The organism is Streptococcus oralis subsp. dentisani (genome assembly GCF_003944205.1).
Classification (GTDB): Bacteria; Bacillota; Bacilli; order Lactobacillales; family Streptococcaceae; genus Streptococcus; species Streptococcus oralis_BH.
In genome coordinates this window covers 45023-59231 of the sequence record NZ_RJPH01000007.1, presented here as the reverse complement: position 1 = coordinate 59231, position 14209 = coordinate 45023, and the positions used below count along the sequence as shown (strand labels likewise).

Below are 14209 nucleotides of genomic sequence, written 5' to 3'. Positions count from 1 at the left end.
ATGAGAAACCACCGACTTCAAGTTCACAAATTAACCATTTTATCCATGATGATTGCCCTTGACGTAGTTCTTACACCCATCTTTCGAATTGAAGGAATGGCACCAATGTCCAGTGTAGTCAACATTCTTGCAGGAATCTTGATGGGGCCTGTTTATGCCTTGGTCATGGCTACAGTCACAGCCTTTATCCGTATGTCTACTCAAGGCATTCCGCCCTTGGCCCTCACAGGAGCTACTTTTGGAGCCCTCCTTGCAGGTCTCTTTTATAAGTACGGTCGAAAATTTCATTATTCTGCCCTAGGAGAGATTTTGGGAACAGGGATTATCGGATCCATTGTTTCCTATCCTGTCATGGTTCTCTTTACGGGATCTGCGGCCAAGCTCAGCTGGTTTATCTATACTCCGCGATTTTTCGGAGCGACCTTGATCGGTACAGCCATAGCTTTTCTTGCCTTTCGATTTTTAATCAAGCAGGAATTCTTTAAAAAAGTACAAGGATATTTCTTTGGAGAAAGGATAGACTGATGCAGGAATTTACAAATCCCTTTCCTCTGAGCTCTAGCTCCTTAATTCATTGCATCACCAATGAGATTTCCTGTGAGATGCTGGCCAATGGCATTTTGGCTCTGGGATCTAAACCTGTCATGGCAGATGATCCCCGTGAGGTCCTTGATTTTACCAAACAAAGCCAAGCTCTCTTCATCAATTTGGGGCATTTGTCAGCTGAGAAGGAGAAAGCAATCCGCATGGCAGCTACTTATGCAGCTCAAGCTTGTCTCCCAATGGTAGTAGATGCGGTTGGCGTAGCAGCATCACCCATTCGTAAGGATCTAGTCACAGATCTTTTAGAATACAAGCCCACGGTCCTTAAAGGAAATATGTCAGAGATCCGAAGTCTTGTTGGCTTAAAGCACCATGGAGTTGGAGTTGATGCGAGTGCTAAAGATCAAGAAACGGAGGATTTGCTTCAAGTCTTGAAAGACTGGTGTCAGCTTTATCCTGGTATGTCATTTTTAGTCACTGGACCCAAGGACCTCATCGTTTCAGAAAATCAAGTTGCTGTATTGGGAAATGGCTGTGCAGAATTAGACTGGATAACAGGGACAGGAGACTTAGTTGGAGCCTTGACAGCTGTTTTTCTTAGCCAAGGAAAGACTGCCTTTGAAGCTTCTTGTCTAGCGGTCTCTTATCTCAATATCGCTGCTGAGAGAATAGTTGTTCAAGGAATGGGATTGGAAGATTTTCGTTACCAAGTTCTCAATCAACTCTCTCTCCTAAAAAGAAACGAAAATTGGCTAGAAGCCATCAAAGGAGACTTTTATGAATAGAGAAGTACTTAAACTGTATCTAGTAACCAATCGCTACCAAGATTCCTTGGAAAACTTTCTTGAAAAAGTTGAGACAGCCTGCCGTTCAGGTGTTACTATTATCCAACTACGAGAAAAAAATCTCACCACCAATCAATACTATCACTTGGCAAAACAAGTCAAAGAAATAACAGATGCCTATCAGCTCCCCTTGATTATCGATGATCGGTTGGATGTTTGTCTTGCAGTCGATGCAGCAGGTCTGCATATCGGCGACGATGAACTACCAGTTTCGGTTGCCCGCAAAGTCTTGGGTCCTGAAAAAATCCTCGGTGTCACTGCTAAAACAGTTAAAAGAGCTCTCGAAGCAGAAACATGGGGTGCGGATTACTTGGGAACAGGAGCCATTTTCCCGACTACGACCAAAGAAAATGCACCCATTACCCTGATTTCAACCTTGAAAACAATTTGCCAAACGGTCGCCATTCCAGTAGTTGCTATCGGAGGCCTGACGTCAGAGAATATTGACCAACTTATTGGCACGGGTATAGCTGGAGTAGCTGTCGTACGTGATTTGATGCAGGCAGAAGATATTGAGGCAAAAACACAAGCCTTTTTAACAAAGCTAGATGACATTGTTTCCTAATCAAAAACTCTCTAATTTCCTTATTGAGGGAACTAGAGAGTTTTTTCTTAATCTTTAAAAGTTGTATGGTTGACTGGTCCAGAACCATGACCGAGTTGGGGAGCGTCTTGGATGGCTTTTGTGATAAAGGCCTTGGCTTTATCAACTGCCTGGTAAAGACTTCTGCCCTTGGCTAGTTCAGCCGTAATCACTGCAGCAAAGGTACATCCAGTACCATGGGTGTGACAAGTTTGAATTCTTGGACTTTCCCAGACAAATTGTTCCTCCTTGGTAAAGAGGAAATCCTTGGCACCGCCTTCAAGATGGCCACCTTTGATAACAACGGACTGAGGACCAAATTCTTTTATAATCAGGCGACCAGCACGCTGCATGTCTTCTGGATCATGAATCGAAAAACCAACAATCTCTTCTGCCTCAGGAAGATTTGGAGTGATAATGGTTGCAAGGGGAAGCAGATTTGTTTTTAGGTAGTCTCTGGCACTAGAATCAATCAGGGTGTCCCCACTCGTAGCGACCATAACAGGGTCAAGCACATAGGGACAGTCCAGCTTTTTAAGATAGGGTTGGATGATCTCCATGATTTCAGTAGTTGCCAACATCCCTGTTTTTACAGCCTGAGGCTTGATATCCGAAAAGACGCTCTCCAATTGAGCTTCCAGCATTTGGTTGGAGACGTGCTCGATTAATTGAACGCCTCTGGTATTTTGAGCGACAAGACTTGTCACAACGGCCATTCCATAGACATCTCTAGCTTGGAATGACTTTAAATCAGCCATAATGCCAGCACCGCCACTAGGGTCAGTCCCTGCAATAGTTAGAGCAACGGGTAAATAAGTCATCTAAAACCTCCCAACCAACTGAAGTTTGTATTCTTAAGAACAAGCTAGTCTGTTTCAGGAAAGCAATAGAAGACCAGCTAGTCCTCATTATCATTTCCACTTCCATCAGCTAGCATTACCTAGATTGAGTCAAAGGGATCTAACAGTCGTTAATCTCAGCTTTACGCACCCCTAGTGGTTGTTTTCTTTTTTCTACAGTATAGCATATTTTTATAGTTTATATAGTAAAATTTGACTGCAAATTCTTTATCAAATGCTTAAAATTCTATTTTTCAAAGAAAAGATTCATTTCATAATTGACAAATGTAGATTTTAAGAGTATACTTAGAGTCATAATTGACAAATGTAGATTTTGGAGGTGTGCTGATGCAGATTTCAGATGCAGAATGGCAGGTTATGAAGATTGTTTGGATGCAAGGTGAGCAAACTAGCACGGATTTGATCAGGGTTCTGGCAGAGCGGTTTAACTGGTCCAAGTCCACTGTTCAAACTCTTTTGGCTCGCTTAGTAGAGAAAGAGTGCCTGACTAGGAAAAAAGAGGGCAAGTCCTTTGTCTATTCAGCTCTTTTAACTTTGGATCAAAGTCGAGACTTGCTTGTTCAAGATATCAAAGACAAGGTTTGTTCTCGTAGGATGAAACAGTTAGTGGCTGATTTGATTGTGGAATGTGATTTTACTCAGGCTGATTTGGCAGACTTGGAAACTGTGATTTCTGAGAAAAAAGCTAGCGCAGTTGCTGAAGTAAGATGTAATTGTATGTAAAGGAGACGTCATGTTAAATAGTATTGTAACCATTATTTGTATTGCCCTTATCGCGTTTATCTTGTTTTGGTTTTTCAAAAAGCCAGAAAAATCTGGACAAAAGGCCCAGCAAAAAAATGGCTACCAAGAGATTCGAGTGGAGGTCATGGGGGGCTATACGCCTGAGTTGATTATTCTCAAGAAATCAGTGCCAGCACGCATTATCTTTGACCGTAAGGACCCTTCACCCTGTCTGGATCAAATTGTTTTTCCAGACTTTGGAGTGCATGCGGACTTGCCTATGGGGGAACAATATGTAGTGGAAATCACACCTGAGCAGGCTGGAGAGTATGGTTTCTCTTGTGGCATGAATATGATGCACGGCAAGATGATTGTAGAGTAGGAGGAGACTATGACAGAAATTGTGAAAGCAAGCCTAGAAAATGGCATTCAAAAAATCCGAATCACAGCTGAAAAAGGCTATCATCCAGCCCATATCCAGCTTCAAAAAGGGATCCCTGCTGAAATTACCTTTCATCGTACAACTCCTTCAAACTGTTATAAGGAAATTCTGTTTGAAGAAGAAGGAATCTTGGAACCAATCGGAGTAGACGAGGAGAAGACAATTCGTTTTACACCTCAAGAGTTGGGGCAACATGAATTTTCTTGTGGCATGAAGATGCAAAAAGGAAGCTATACAGTCGTTGAGAAGACGCGAAAATCTTTGTCACTTTTACAACGTTTTTGGATTACTAGTATCTTTACTGTGCCTCTTGTGATTCTTATGATTGGGATGTCTACAGGAGGAATTAGTCACCAAGTCATGCGTTGGGGCACCTTTATAGCCACAACCCCCATTATGCTGGTAGCTGGAGTTCCATATATCAGAAGCGCTTGGGCTAGTTTTAAAAAGCACAATTCCAACATGGATACCTTGGTTGCTCTGGGAACCCTAGTGGCCTATTTCTATAGCTTAGTTGCCCTCTTCACTGGTCTGCCCGTTTACTTTGAAAGTGCTGCATTTATCCTCTTCTTCATTCTTTTGGGAGCAGTTTTTGAGGAAAAAATGCGAAAAAATACTTCGCAGGCAGTCGAAAAATTATTAGACCTACAAGCAAAAACAGCAGAGGTTTTGCGTGATGATGTTTATGTTCAAATACCTCTAGAACAAGTCAAAGTTGGGGATCTCATTCGCGTTCGACCAGGTGAAAAAATTGCCGTTGATGGGACTGTAATAGAAGGAGAAACTAGTATTGATGAATCAATGGTAACTGGGGAAAGTATTCCAGTCGATAAATCAGTTGGAGATGCTGTCATTGGTTCAACCATCAATAATAGTGGTACGATCATTTTTAGAGCTGAAAAAGTAGGTTCTGAAACCATGTTGGCTCAGATTGTAGACTTTGTGAAGAAAGCTCAAACCAGTCGTGCTCCTATTCAAGATTTGACAGACAAGATTTCTGGAATTTTCGTACCAGCAGTTGTCATTTTAGGACTCCTTACTTTTTGGATCTGGTTTGTTTTTCTTGGTGAAAGTTTTGTAACGTCGCTTCTCTATGGTGTTGCAGTCTTGATTATTGCCTGCCCTTGTGCTCTTGGACTTGCGACACCAACAGCACTCATGGTTGGAACAGGACGAAGTGCCAAGATGGGGATTCTTCTCAAAAATGGTACAGTTCTACAGGAAATCCAAAAAGTTCAAACGGTTGTTTTTGATAAGACAGGAACCTTGACCGAAGGGAAGCCAGTAGTGACAGATGTTATCGGAGATGAAGGAGAAGTGCTAAGTTTGGCTGCTTCACTGGAAGATGTATCTCAACACCCGCTAGCTCAAGCTATTGTTAATCGTGCATCTGAACTAGGAATTAGCCTTCACCCAGTGGAAAACTTCCAAGCCTTGCATGGAAAAGGTGTGACTGGGATTATTAATGGTAAGCAAGTCTTGCTGGGGAATGCTAAGCTCTTAGCTGACCTTGCTATTCCACATGATTATCAAGAACGATTTGATTTGCTTGAGAAAGAAGCAAAAACAGTTGTCTTCCTATCCGTGGATGGTCAGTTAAAAGGCTTAATTGCCTTGCAGGATGTCCCTAAGGAAAATGCCAAAGAAGCTATTGCTAAATTGAAAAAACGTGGTCTTAGAACGGTCATGCTTACTGGAGATAATGCTGGAGTAGCCCATGCGATTGCAGAGCAAATTGGTATCGAAGAAGTAATCGCAAATGTCTTGCCAGAGGAAAAGGCACATGAAATTCACAAGCTTCAAAAGAATGGGAAATTGGCCTTTGTTGGAGATGGTATCAATGATGCGCCGGCCCTCAGTGTAGCGGATGTCGGAATTGCCATGGGCTCTGGGACAGATATTGCCATTGAATCAGCAGATCTTGTCCTTACAACCAACAATTTACTAGGATTGGCACGTGCTTTTGATATGAGTAAGAAGACCTTTAATCGTATTCTACTCAATCTTTTCTGGGCTTCTATCTATAACCTCATTGGTATTCCGATTGCAGCAGGAGTCTTTTCAGGAATTGGTCTCGTTCTCAATCCAGAACTGGCTGGTCTAGCCATGGCTTTTAGTTCTGTATCTGTTTTGATTAGTTCACTCATGCTAAACGTTACTAAGATAGACTAAGAAGCGGGCTTGCTCGCTTTTTATACTCTTCGAAAATCTCTTCAAACCACGTCAGCTCTATCTGCAACCTCAAAACAGTGTATTGAGCAACCTGCGGCTAGCTTCCTAGCTTGCTCTTTGATTTTTATTGAGTATTATTATAAAACAGTTATATAAAACGTTTTCAAACTGTACTGTAATAGAGAATAAAAACTTCTGAGCACATTCTTAGGAGACCCAAAACAAATGTGGTAAAGTAGTAGAGTAAAAATTTGCTGAAACGTTTCCAATTAGTATATGAAAACGGATTTATCAAGTTTTAAAAATATTTGAAGGAGAGTTATCATTATGACTCAAGGGAAAATTACTGCATCTGCAGCAATGCTCAACGTATTGAAAACATGGGGCGTAGACACAATCTACGGTATCCCATCAGGAACACTCAGCTCATTGATGGACGCTTTGGCTGAAGACAAAGATATCCGCTTCTTGCAAGTTCGCCACGAAGAAACAGGTGCTCTTGCTGCGGTTATGCAAGCTAAATTCGGTGGCTCAATCGGGGTTGCAGTTGGTTCAGGTGGTCCAGGTGCGACTCACTTGATTAACGGTGTTTACGATGCAGCTATGGATAACACTCCATTCCTTGCTATCCTTGGATCACGTCCAGTTAACGAACTCAACATGGATGCCTTCCAAGAATTGAACCAAAATCCAATGTACAACGGAGTAGCTGTCTACAATAAACGTGTAGCTTACGCTGAACAATTGCCAAAAGTTATTGACGAAGCTTGCCGTGCTGCAGTTTCTAAAAAAGGTCCAGCTGTTGTTGAAATCCCAGTAAACTTTGGTTTCCAAGAAATCGATGAAAACTCATACTACGGTTCAGGTTCATACGAACGTTCATTCATTGCTCCTGCCTTGAACGAAGTTGAAATCAACAAAGCTGTTGAAATCTTGAACAATGCTGAACGTCCAGTTATCTACGCTGGTTACGGTGGTGTCAAAGCTGGTGAAGTGATTACTGAATTGTCACGTAAAATCAAAGCACCAATCATCACAACTGGTAAAAACTTTGAAGCCTTTGAATGGAACTACGAAGGTTTGACAGGTTCTGCTTACCGTGTTGGTTGGAAGCCAGCCAACGAAGTGGTCTTTGAAGCAGACACAGTTCTTTTCCTTGGTTCAAACTTCCCATTTGCTGAAGTTTACCAAGCATTCAAGAATACTGAAAAATTCATCCAAGTGGATATCGACCCTTACAAACTTGGTAAACGTCATGCCCTAGACGCTTCAATCCTTGGTGATGCAGGTCAAGCAGCTAAAGCTATCCTTGACAAAGTGAACCCAGTAGAATCTACTCCATGGTGGCGTGCAAACGTTAAGAACAACCAAAACTGGCGTGATTACATGAACAAAATCGAAGGTAAAACTGAGGGTGAATTGCAATTGTATCAAGTTTACAATGCAATCAACAAACATGCTGACCAAGACGCTATCTACTCAATCGACGTAGGTGACACTACTCAAACATCTACTCGTCACCTTCACATGACACCTAAGAACATGTGGCGTACATCTCCACTCTTTGCGACAATGGGTATTGCCCTTCCTGGTGGTATCGCTGCTAAGAAAGACAATCCAGATCGCCAAGTATGGAACATCATGGGTGACGGTGCATTCAACATGTGCTACCCAGACGTTATCACAAACGTTCAATACGACCTTCCAGTTATCAACGTTGTCTTCTCAAATGGTAAATATGCCTTCATCAAGGACAAATACGAAGACACAAACAAACACTTGTTTGGTTGTGACTTCCCTAATGCTGACTATGCGAAAATCGCTGAAGCGCAAGGTGCTGTAGGATTTACAGTTGACCGTATCGAAGATATCGATGCAGTTGTTGCAGAAGCTGTTAAATTGAACAAAGAAGGTAAAACTGTTGTGATCGATGCTCGCATCTCTCAACATCGTCCACTTCCAGTAGAAGTACTTGAATTGGATCCAAAACAACACTCAGAAGAAGCAATCAAAGCCTTCAAGGAAAAATACGAAGCAGAAGAACTCGTACCATTCCGCCTCTTCTTGGAAGAAGAAGGATTGCAATCACGCGCAATCAAATAATTTCTCTCATCGAAAATCAAAAGTAAACATTGAAGATTTTATTCTTTGATTTTCAAGAGTCGAACTTGAAAAGATCGGAGTAATCCGGTCTTTTTATGGAGGATAGTAAATGAATTTAAATCAATTAGATATTATCGTTTCAGAAGTTCCTCAAGTCTGTGCTGACTTGGAGCGTATTTTGGATAAAAAAGCCGATTATGTTGACGACAGTTTTGCTCAGTTTACGATTGGCAGTCACTGTCTGATGTTGTCCCAAAATCATTTGATTCCTTTGGAAGATTTTCAGTCAGGAATCATTCTTCATATCGAGGTTGAGGATGTAGACCAGAATTACCAACGGTTGAAAGAACTTGGTATCCAGGTTTTAAACGGACCAACTGTAACCGATTGGGGAACAGAGTCCTTATTAGTTAAAGGGCCTGCTGGTCTAGTGATTGATTTTTATCGTATGAAGTAGGTAATTCTATTATCAAATTTTTTATCTAAACATTCTTGGAGTGAAACTTAAAAAGATCGGAGCAATTCGATCTTTTTTGTATTTATGCGACTTTCAGTCCGTCTCGCTCCGTTAGGTGCGAGACAAAAAACCACCCGTTTTCACGGGTGGTTATGATTTCTACACTTATTGTTTGGCTTCCTGTTTTAATTGTTGCACCTGTTCCTCGTACTGGACAAGCTCCCTGTCTTTTATATTGATAGTCGCTTCTGCTTCAGCAATGCGGCTTCTCAGATCTTGAGTCTTGTTATGGTGATAGCTAATACCAATAGCACTACCAGCAATGATCCCGATTACTAGACAAGTAAAAATCACCAAAATCAAGGGAGCAGATAGTTGTGTAAAGACAAGACTGACAGTTACTGTTTGACGATTGAGTAGACCAAATGAGATCACAATGACTAATAAGCTCAAACCGCCAATTAGATAAGCCTTATCTTTCAGTGACAATTCATTAAATTTTTTTAGCATAAGTTCCTTTTCTCCTGACTATGTTGATAGAAAACTACACACCATTTAGGTATTAACAAAATTCATTTTACTAGAAAATTTCGATACTGTCAATAATTTCTAACGGCTTATTTACCATCAATCAATCGATTCATTGAAAAGGAGTATTCATTTTCTAATATTTGATTGAGTAAACAGAACGGAGCAATTCGGTCTTTTTTCTGTTCCCTCTTTCTTATAACAAGATTGTGATAGTTTATATCTTTATAACAAAAGTTTTAAAGACTTGATTGTTTTGAAAAAAGATTATAAAATATGATTCATAAAAATGAAAGAGGTTTTGAAAATGTCTGAAAAACAAATGAAAGTTTTGGGTTGGGTAGCGACCTTCATGTCTGTTATGATGTACGTCTCTTACTTCCCGCAAATTATGAACAACCTGGCTGGTCAAAAAGGGAACTTTATCCAGCCCTTGGTTGCAGCCATCAACTGTAGTCTCTGGGTTTACTACGGTCTTTTCAAGAAAGAAAGAGATATTCCCCTTGCGGCTGCAAATGCGCCAGGTATCATTTTTGGTCTGGTAACGGCTATCACAGCTTTGATTTAAAAAGAAGACTGGTTTCAGTCTTTTTTGTACATAAAAATAGATTCTCAAGTAAAGAAAGTCTAATGAGAGTTGAGGAGAATAGCCGTTGACAGCGAGCTTTCTGATTGCTGCTTTAGGGGTTCCTCCATCAAGTAAGAGATTGTTTCGTTACTATTTTTACAAAATCTTCTCCCTACTTTATAAAATAGAAAAAAGAGTTCAATTCGAACTCTTTTTTTGCTATAATGAGGGGAGAAAAATCAGACAGGAGATCGACATGTCAGAACCATTATTTTTACAATCAGTTATGCAAGAAAAAATCTGGGGTGGGACCAAGCTACGTGATGAGTTTGGTTACGACATTCCAAGTGAAAAAATCGGGGAATACTGGGCTATCTCAGCCCACCCAAATGGAGTTTCTAAGGTAGCCAATGGACGCTACGAGGGAACAGACCTTGCTACTTTGTATGCGGAACACCGTGAGTTGTTTGGCAACCGTCCAGAACCAGTATTTCCTCTCTTAACTAAAATTCTCGATGCCAACGACTGGCTTAGCGTCCAAGTTCACCCAGACGATGCCTATGGATTAGAACATGAAGGCGAACTTGGAAAAACAGAATGCTGGTATATCATCGCAGCGGATGAGGGATCAGAGATTATCTATGGTCACAATGCCAAGTCAAAAGAAGAACTCCGCCAGCAAATTGAGGACAAGAACTGGGATGCCTTACTGACAAAAGTGCCAGTTAAGGCTGGAGATTTCTTCTATGTGCCAAGTGGTACCATGCACGCTATCGGTGCAGGTATCTTGATTCTTGAAACCCAGCAGTCTAGTGACACTACCTACCGTGTCTATGACTTTGACCGCAAGGATGACAAGGGCAACTTGCGTGAACTTCATCTTGAAAAATCCATCGATGTTTTAAACATTGGAGAACCTGCCAATAGCCGACCTGTCACTGTCAAAGCAGATGATCTACGTTCCACTCTCCTTGTATCCAATGATTTCTTCGCAGTTTACAAATGGGAAATTACTGGAAAAGTTAACTTTGAAAAGACAGCTGACTACAGCTTGTTGAGTGTCTTGGCTGGTCAAGGTCAACTAACTGTTGACGGGAAAAACTATCCAATCCAAAAAGGGAGCCACTTTATCCTACCAAGTGATGTTGAAGCTTGGACTCTGGAAGGGCAAGGTTTGGAATTGATTGTCAGTCATCCATAAAAAGAAAAGACTTGAGAGATATTCTCAAGTCCTTTTTTGTATTTACATAAATTGGGCGATAAAGACCACGATGATGATGATAGGAATGATAAAACGAAGAAGGAAAAGCCAGACTTGGAAAAGTCCTTGTTTCCATGCTCTTTCATCAAGGTGTAGTTCCTCCATTGCAAGAGCCTTTTTAAAGACATAGCCTGTAAAAAGTGAAAGGCAGAGAGCTCCAAATGGCATGAGGAGATTGGAAACCAAGAAGTCCATAGCATCAAAGAAGGTTTTACCGAAGATGTGAACATCCGCCATGACACCGTAAGAAAGGGCTGAAGGAATTCCAAAGACAAAGGTCAAGATTCCTAAAATAGCACTCCATTTAGCACGCTTGCTGTTGTTCTGATTGGTGATATTGCCCACATTGATTTCCAGCATCACGACAGAAGAAGTGACTGTCGCAAAGAGGAAGAGTAAGAGGAAAAGGATGTAGAAAATGGTTCCAAAAGGCATCTTATCAAAGAGTTGAGGCAAGACGATAAAGAGCAGGCTTGGTCCCCCTTCAGACTGGATATTGAAGGCTGACATGGCTGGGAAAATGGCTAGACCTGCCATAATGGATACCGAGATATTCATGGCTACAATGGAAATCCCTGACTGGACCAGATTGGTTTTCTTGTCCAAGTAAGAAGCATAGGTCAACATTGCTGTAACCCCTAATGAGAGGGCAAAGAAAGATTGACCCAGGGCATAAAGGAGACCTGCGCTAGTTAGTTTTGAAAAGTCTGGTTTGAGGAAGTAGAGAACCCCTTCCATGGCGTTTGGCAAGCTGAGAGAGCGCCCAATGATTACGACAAAGATGATAAAGAGCAGGGGCATCATGACTTTCGAGGCTCTTTCAATCCCTTTTTGAACCCCACGTGATACAATAAAGATATTCAATAAGATAAAGGCTGCTTGAGCTCCTAGGGCAATGGCTGGATTTGAAATGATTGAAGTAAATAACTGAGCATAATCACCCGTTCCACCAAGTTGGAACAATTTCCCAAACTCAATACCTAGATAGACTAGAATCCATCCTCCGATAACACTGTAAAAGGAGAGAAGGATAAAGAGGGCAAAGGCACCAATCCAACCGATAAAGTTGTACTTGTTATTGTTGCCCAGTTTTCCAAAGGTTTTGATAGCGGAAACGCCAGCGCTACGGCCAAGGGCAAACTCAGCAAGGAGTAACGGGAAACCGATTAAAATGGTGGAGATGAGAAAGACCAGTAAAAAGCCTCCCCCGCCATTAGCAGCAGTCATGTAGGGGAACTTCCAAACGGCACCAAGCCCGATGGCTGAACCAGCAGATGCTAGAATAAAGCCTAGTTTCGAGCCCCATTGCGATTTTTCTGACATAGTTGAAACTCCAATCTCTTTTTTAAAATAAGAAAAGGCTACTTGAGTTGTCAAATAGCCTTCTCTCAATGGCTCTTTATGAGCCTTCTGTTTGATTGATAGACTTGACTATCCTATCATGTTTTCAAAGGTCTGTCAAGAAAACCATTTTCAAGTTTTCACACCTTTCTCAAAAAGTTAAAAATTTTTCGTAGAAATACTTGACTCTGACCTAAGGGGAGGGGATATACTATGATTGTAAGGAGGAAATCATGTACCATATAAAAGAAGCTGCGCAGCTTTCAGGTGTCTCTGTCAAGACACTGCACCACTATGATAAGATAGGACTCTTGGTTCCCTTAAAGTCGGAAAACGGCTATCGAACCTATAGTCAGGAGGATTTGGAACGCCTTCAGGTTATTCTGTATTATAAATATTTAGGTTTTTCTTTAGAAAAAATAGCAGAGCTGTTAAAGGCAGAAAGGACAGATTTATTGCCCCATTTGACTAGGCAGTTGGATTATCTAACTCGAGAAAGGCAACACCTGGATACCTTGATTTCCACCTTGCAAAAAACCATTCAAGAACAAAAAGGAGAAAGAAAAATGACGATTGAGGAAAAATTCACTGGATTTAGCTATCAAGACAATCAAAAATACCACCAAGAGGCGGTAGAGAAGTATGGACAAGAAGTCATGGGCCAAGCGCTTGAACGCCAAAAAGGTCGCGAAGAAGAGGCCACAGCCGCCTTCAACCGAGTTTTTCAAGCCTTGGCACAAAACCTTAAAAATGGACTAGCTGCAACAGCGGTCGAAAACCAAGAAGAAGCAGCCAAACTCTTGCAAGCTATTCGTACTTATGGATTTGACTGCTCTATTGAAGTATTCGGTCATATCGGTAAAGGCTACGTCTACAACCCAGAGTTTAAGCAAAACATTGACAAGTTTGGTTCTGGAACAGCCCAGTACACGTCAGATGTCATTGCCCACTATGTTCAAACTCAGATAAAATAAGCATCGCTAGAGATTTGTCCTGCTCCGCTAAAAAAGCTAAATCTTCTGTTTAACTTTTTTAGGGGACAGGTCATTTTAGTTGTTACTTTTTTGAAAAGCATCCTTGTCCCAGACTCTTTACTTTGTTACTAAAAGAAAATTCTTCTTTAAAGTTTTTGTAGTGACAACTCTGAGTGATTAGTTCGCCTTGATAAAATCAGTAAAAAAAGATATGATAGTAGGAGAAAAATGAGGTTAAGAGTGATGGATAAAAATAGAATTGGAACAGAGACACAGCAGGTGCTTGAGGATGTTTTGGATAAGGCTGGATTGCGTGAGGGGGCTCTCTTTGTCCTTGGACTCTCGTCTAGCGAAGTTTTAGGCGGCCATATAGGCAAGGAATCAAGCCAAGAAATTGGGGAAATCATTGTGAAGACCATCCTAGATATCCTAGAAGAAAAAGGAATTCACCTAGCTGTTCAAGGCTGTGAGCACGTCAATCGTGCCCTCGTTGTTGAACGCCAGGTGGCAGAGCAGTTTGGTCTGGAAATCGTCAGTGTCCTTCCAACTCTTCATGCAGGCGGTTCAGGTCAGCTAGCTGCCTTTAAGTTTATGAAAGCACCTGTTGAAGTGGAGTTCATCACGGCTTATGCGGGAATTGATATCGGAGATACCGCAATTGGCATGCATGTCAAGCATGTGCAGGTTCCGATTCGACCAGTTTTGCGTGAGATTGGTCATGCCCATGTAACAGCTCTAGCTAGTCGTCCAAAGCTAATCGGGGGTGCGCGTGCCCAGTATCCACAAGATTCTATTAGAAAGATATGAGA

The 14209-nt window shown here is 41.5% G+C and carries 15 protein-coding genes and 1 riboswitch; of the genes, 12 read left to right on the top strand and 3 right to left on the bottom strand.

What is annotated here, in order from left to right:
- From thiW to thiE, 3 genes are read left to right on the top strand one after another with little or no spacing between them, the layout of a single operon-like run.
- The gene (gene thiW / locus D8805_RS06140; protein WP_001244067.1) at positions 1-525 is read left to right on the top strand and encodes an energy coupling factor transporter S component ThiW; all 525 of its coding nucleotides are present in this window, start codon (positions 1-3) and stop codon (positions 523-525) included.
- Positions 525-1328: a hydroxyethylthiazole kinase gene (locus tag D8805_RS06135; RefSeq protein ID WP_125416206.1), complete on the top strand. Its 804-nt coding sequence runs from the start codon at positions 525-527 to the stop codon at positions 1326-1328. The genes thiW and D8805_RS06135 overlap by 1 nt, the downstream gene beginning before the upstream one ends.
- A complete protein-coding gene (thiE, locus tag D8805_RS06130) occupies positions 1321-1953 on the top strand; it encodes a thiamine phosphate synthase (protein WP_125416204.1) in 633 nt (210 codons plus the stop codon). Before D8805_RS06135 ends, thiE begins: the two co-directional genes overlap by 8 nt.
- Before the next feature lie 47 nt (positions 1954-2000).
- On the opposite strand, the gene thiD is transcribed toward thiE, so the two are convergent.
- A complete protein-coding gene (thiD, locus tag D8805_RS06125; RefSeq protein ID WP_125416202.1) occupies positions 2001-2792 on the bottom strand; it encodes a bifunctional hydroxymethylpyrimidine kinase/phosphomethylpyrimidine kinase in 792 nt (263 codons plus the stop codon).
- 84 nt (positions 2793-2876) lie between these two features.
- Positions 2877-2975, bottom strand: a riboswitch (TPP riboswitch).
- Positions 2976-3158: 183 nt separating this feature from the next.
- Here thiD and D8805_RS06120 point away from each other — a divergent pair.
- From D8805_RS06120 to D8805_RS06095, 5 genes are all read left to right on the top strand, one after another.
- A complete protein-coding gene (locus D8805_RS06120) occupies positions 3159-3554 on the top strand; it encodes a CopY/TcrY family copper transport repressor (RefSeq protein WP_125416200.1) in 396 nt (131 codons plus the stop codon).
- Between the two features lie 10 nt (positions 3555-3564).
- A complete protein-coding gene (locus D8805_RS06115) occupies positions 3565-3936 on the top strand; it encodes a cupredoxin domain-containing protein (RefSeq protein WP_125416198.1) in 372 nt (123 codons plus the stop codon).
- A 9-nt stretch (positions 3937-3945) separates the two neighbouring features.
- Complete coding sequence (locus D8805_RS06110; RefSeq protein WP_125416196.1) at positions 3946-6168, top strand: heavy metal translocating P-type ATPase; 2223 nt, start codon at positions 3946-3948, stop codon at positions 6166-6168.
- Positions 6169-6495: 327 nt separating this feature from the next.
- Positions 6496-8271, top strand: a complete 1776-nt coding sequence (gene spxB / locus D8805_RS06100) for a pyruvate oxidase (protein WP_125416194.1) — start codon at positions 6496-6498, stop codon at positions 8269-8271.
- 109 nt (positions 8272-8380) lie between these two features.
- A complete protein-coding gene (locus D8805_RS06095) occupies positions 8381-8728 on the top strand; it encodes a VOC family protein (RefSeq protein WP_125416192.1) in 348 nt (115 codons plus the stop codon).
- A 165-nt stretch (positions 8729-8893) separates the two neighbouring features.
- Here the strand turns inward: D8805_RS06095 and D8805_RS06090 are convergent, their stop codons facing one another.
- Complete coding sequence (locus tag D8805_RS06090; protein ID WP_000913393.1) at positions 8894-9238, bottom strand: lipopolysaccharide assembly protein LapA domain-containing protein; 345 nt, start codon at positions 9236-9238, stop codon at positions 8894-8896.
- Between the two features lie 325 nt (positions 9239-9563).
- On the opposite strand from D8805_RS06090, the gene D8805_RS06085 reads away from it, so the two are divergent.
- Positions 9564-9824 carry a SemiSWEET family transporter gene (locus D8805_RS06085; RefSeq protein ID WP_001291475.1) on the top strand — a complete coding sequence of 87 codons (261 nt, stop codon included), beginning with the start codon at positions 9564-9566 and terminating at the stop codon, positions 9822-9824.
- Positions 9825-10080: 256 nt separating this feature from the next.
- Positions 10081-11025, top strand: coding sequence for a mannose-6-phosphate isomerase, class I (gene manA / locus D8805_RS06080; RefSeq protein ID WP_001294306.1), 945 nt, complete (start codon positions 10081-10083; stop codon positions 11023-11025).
- A gap of 42 nt (positions 11026-11067) precedes the next feature.
- Here the strand turns inward: manA and D8805_RS06075 are convergent, their stop codons facing one another.
- Positions 11068-12408: a sodium-dependent transporter gene (locus D8805_RS06075; protein ID WP_125416190.1), complete on the bottom strand. Its 1341-nt coding sequence runs from the start codon at positions 12406-12408 to the stop codon at positions 11068-11070.
- 251 nt (positions 12409-12659) lie between these two features.
- On the opposite strand from D8805_RS06075, the gene D8805_RS06070 reads away from it, so the two are divergent.
- Positions 12660-13400, top strand: coding sequence for a MerR family transcriptional regulator (locus D8805_RS06070; RefSeq protein WP_000274767.1), 741 nt, complete (start codon positions 12660-12662; stop codon positions 13398-13400).
- Positions 13401-13643: 243 nt separating this feature from the next.
- Positions 13644-14207: a TIGR01440 family protein gene (locus D8805_RS06065; protein ID WP_000360266.1), complete on the top strand. Its 564-nt coding sequence runs from the start codon at positions 13644-13646 to the stop codon at positions 14205-14207.
- Positions 14208-14209: the final 2 nt, after the last annotated feature.

What these genes read in the sequence shown, in the direction of transcription:
- D8805_RS06115 (WP_125416198.1), top strand. Translation starts at nt 3,565, where the DNA reads ATGTTAAATAGTATTGTAACCATTATTTGTATTGCCCTTATCGCGTTT.
- D8805_RS06120 (WP_125416200.1), top strand. Translation starts at nt 3,159, where the DNA reads ATGCAGATTTCAGATGCAGAATGGCAGGTTATGAAGATTGTTTGGATG.
- D8805_RS06095 (WP_125416192.1), top strand. Translation starts at nt 8,381, where the DNA reads ATGAATTTAAATCAATTAGATATTATCGTTTCAGAAGTTCCTCAAGTC.
- manA (WP_001294306.1), top strand. Translation starts at nt 10,081, where the DNA reads ATGTCAGAACCATTATTTTTACAATCAGTTATGCAAGAAAAAATCTGG.
- spxB (WP_125416194.1), top strand. Translation starts at nt 6,496, where the DNA reads ATGACTCAAGGGAAAATTACTGCATCTGCAGCAATGCTCAACGTATTG.
- D8805_RS06065 (WP_000360266.1), top strand. Translation starts at nt 13,644, where the DNA reads ATGGATAAAAATAGAATTGGAACAGAGACACAGCAGGTGCTTGAGGAT.
- thiW (WP_001244067.1), top strand. Translation starts at nt 1, where the DNA reads ATGAGAAACCACCGACTTCAAGTTCACAAATTAACCATTTTATCCATG.
- D8805_RS06075 (WP_125416190.1), bottom strand. Translation starts at nt 12,408, where the DNA reads ATGTCAGAAAAATCGCAATGGGGCTCGAAACTAGGCTTTATTCTAGCA.
- D8805_RS06110 (WP_125416196.1), top strand. Translation starts at nt 3,946, where the DNA reads ATGACAGAAATTGTGAAAGCAAGCCTAGAAAATGGCATTCAAAAAATC.
- thiE (WP_125416204.1), top strand. Translation starts at nt 1,321, where the DNA reads ATGAATAGAGAAGTACTTAAACTGTATCTAGTAACCAATCGCTACCAA.
- thiD (WP_125416202.1), bottom strand. Translation starts at nt 2,792, where the DNA reads ATGACTTATTTACCCGTTGCTCTAACTATTGCAGGGACTGACCCTAGT.
- D8805_RS06070 (WP_000274767.1), top strand. Translation starts at nt 12,660, where the DNA reads ATGTACCATATAAAAGAAGCTGCGCAGCTTTCAGGTGTCTCTGTCAAG.
- D8805_RS06135 (WP_125416206.1), top strand. Translation starts at nt 525, where the DNA reads ATGCAGGAATTTACAAATCCCTTTCCTCTGAGCTCTAGCTCCTTAATT.
- D8805_RS06085 (WP_001291475.1), top strand. Translation starts at nt 9,564, where the DNA reads ATGTCTGAAAAACAAATGAAAGTTTTGGGTTGGGTAGCGACCTTCATG.
- D8805_RS06090 (WP_000913393.1), bottom strand. Translation starts at nt 9,238, where the DNA reads ATGCTAAAAAAATTTAATGAATTGTCACTGAAAGATAAGGCTTATCTA.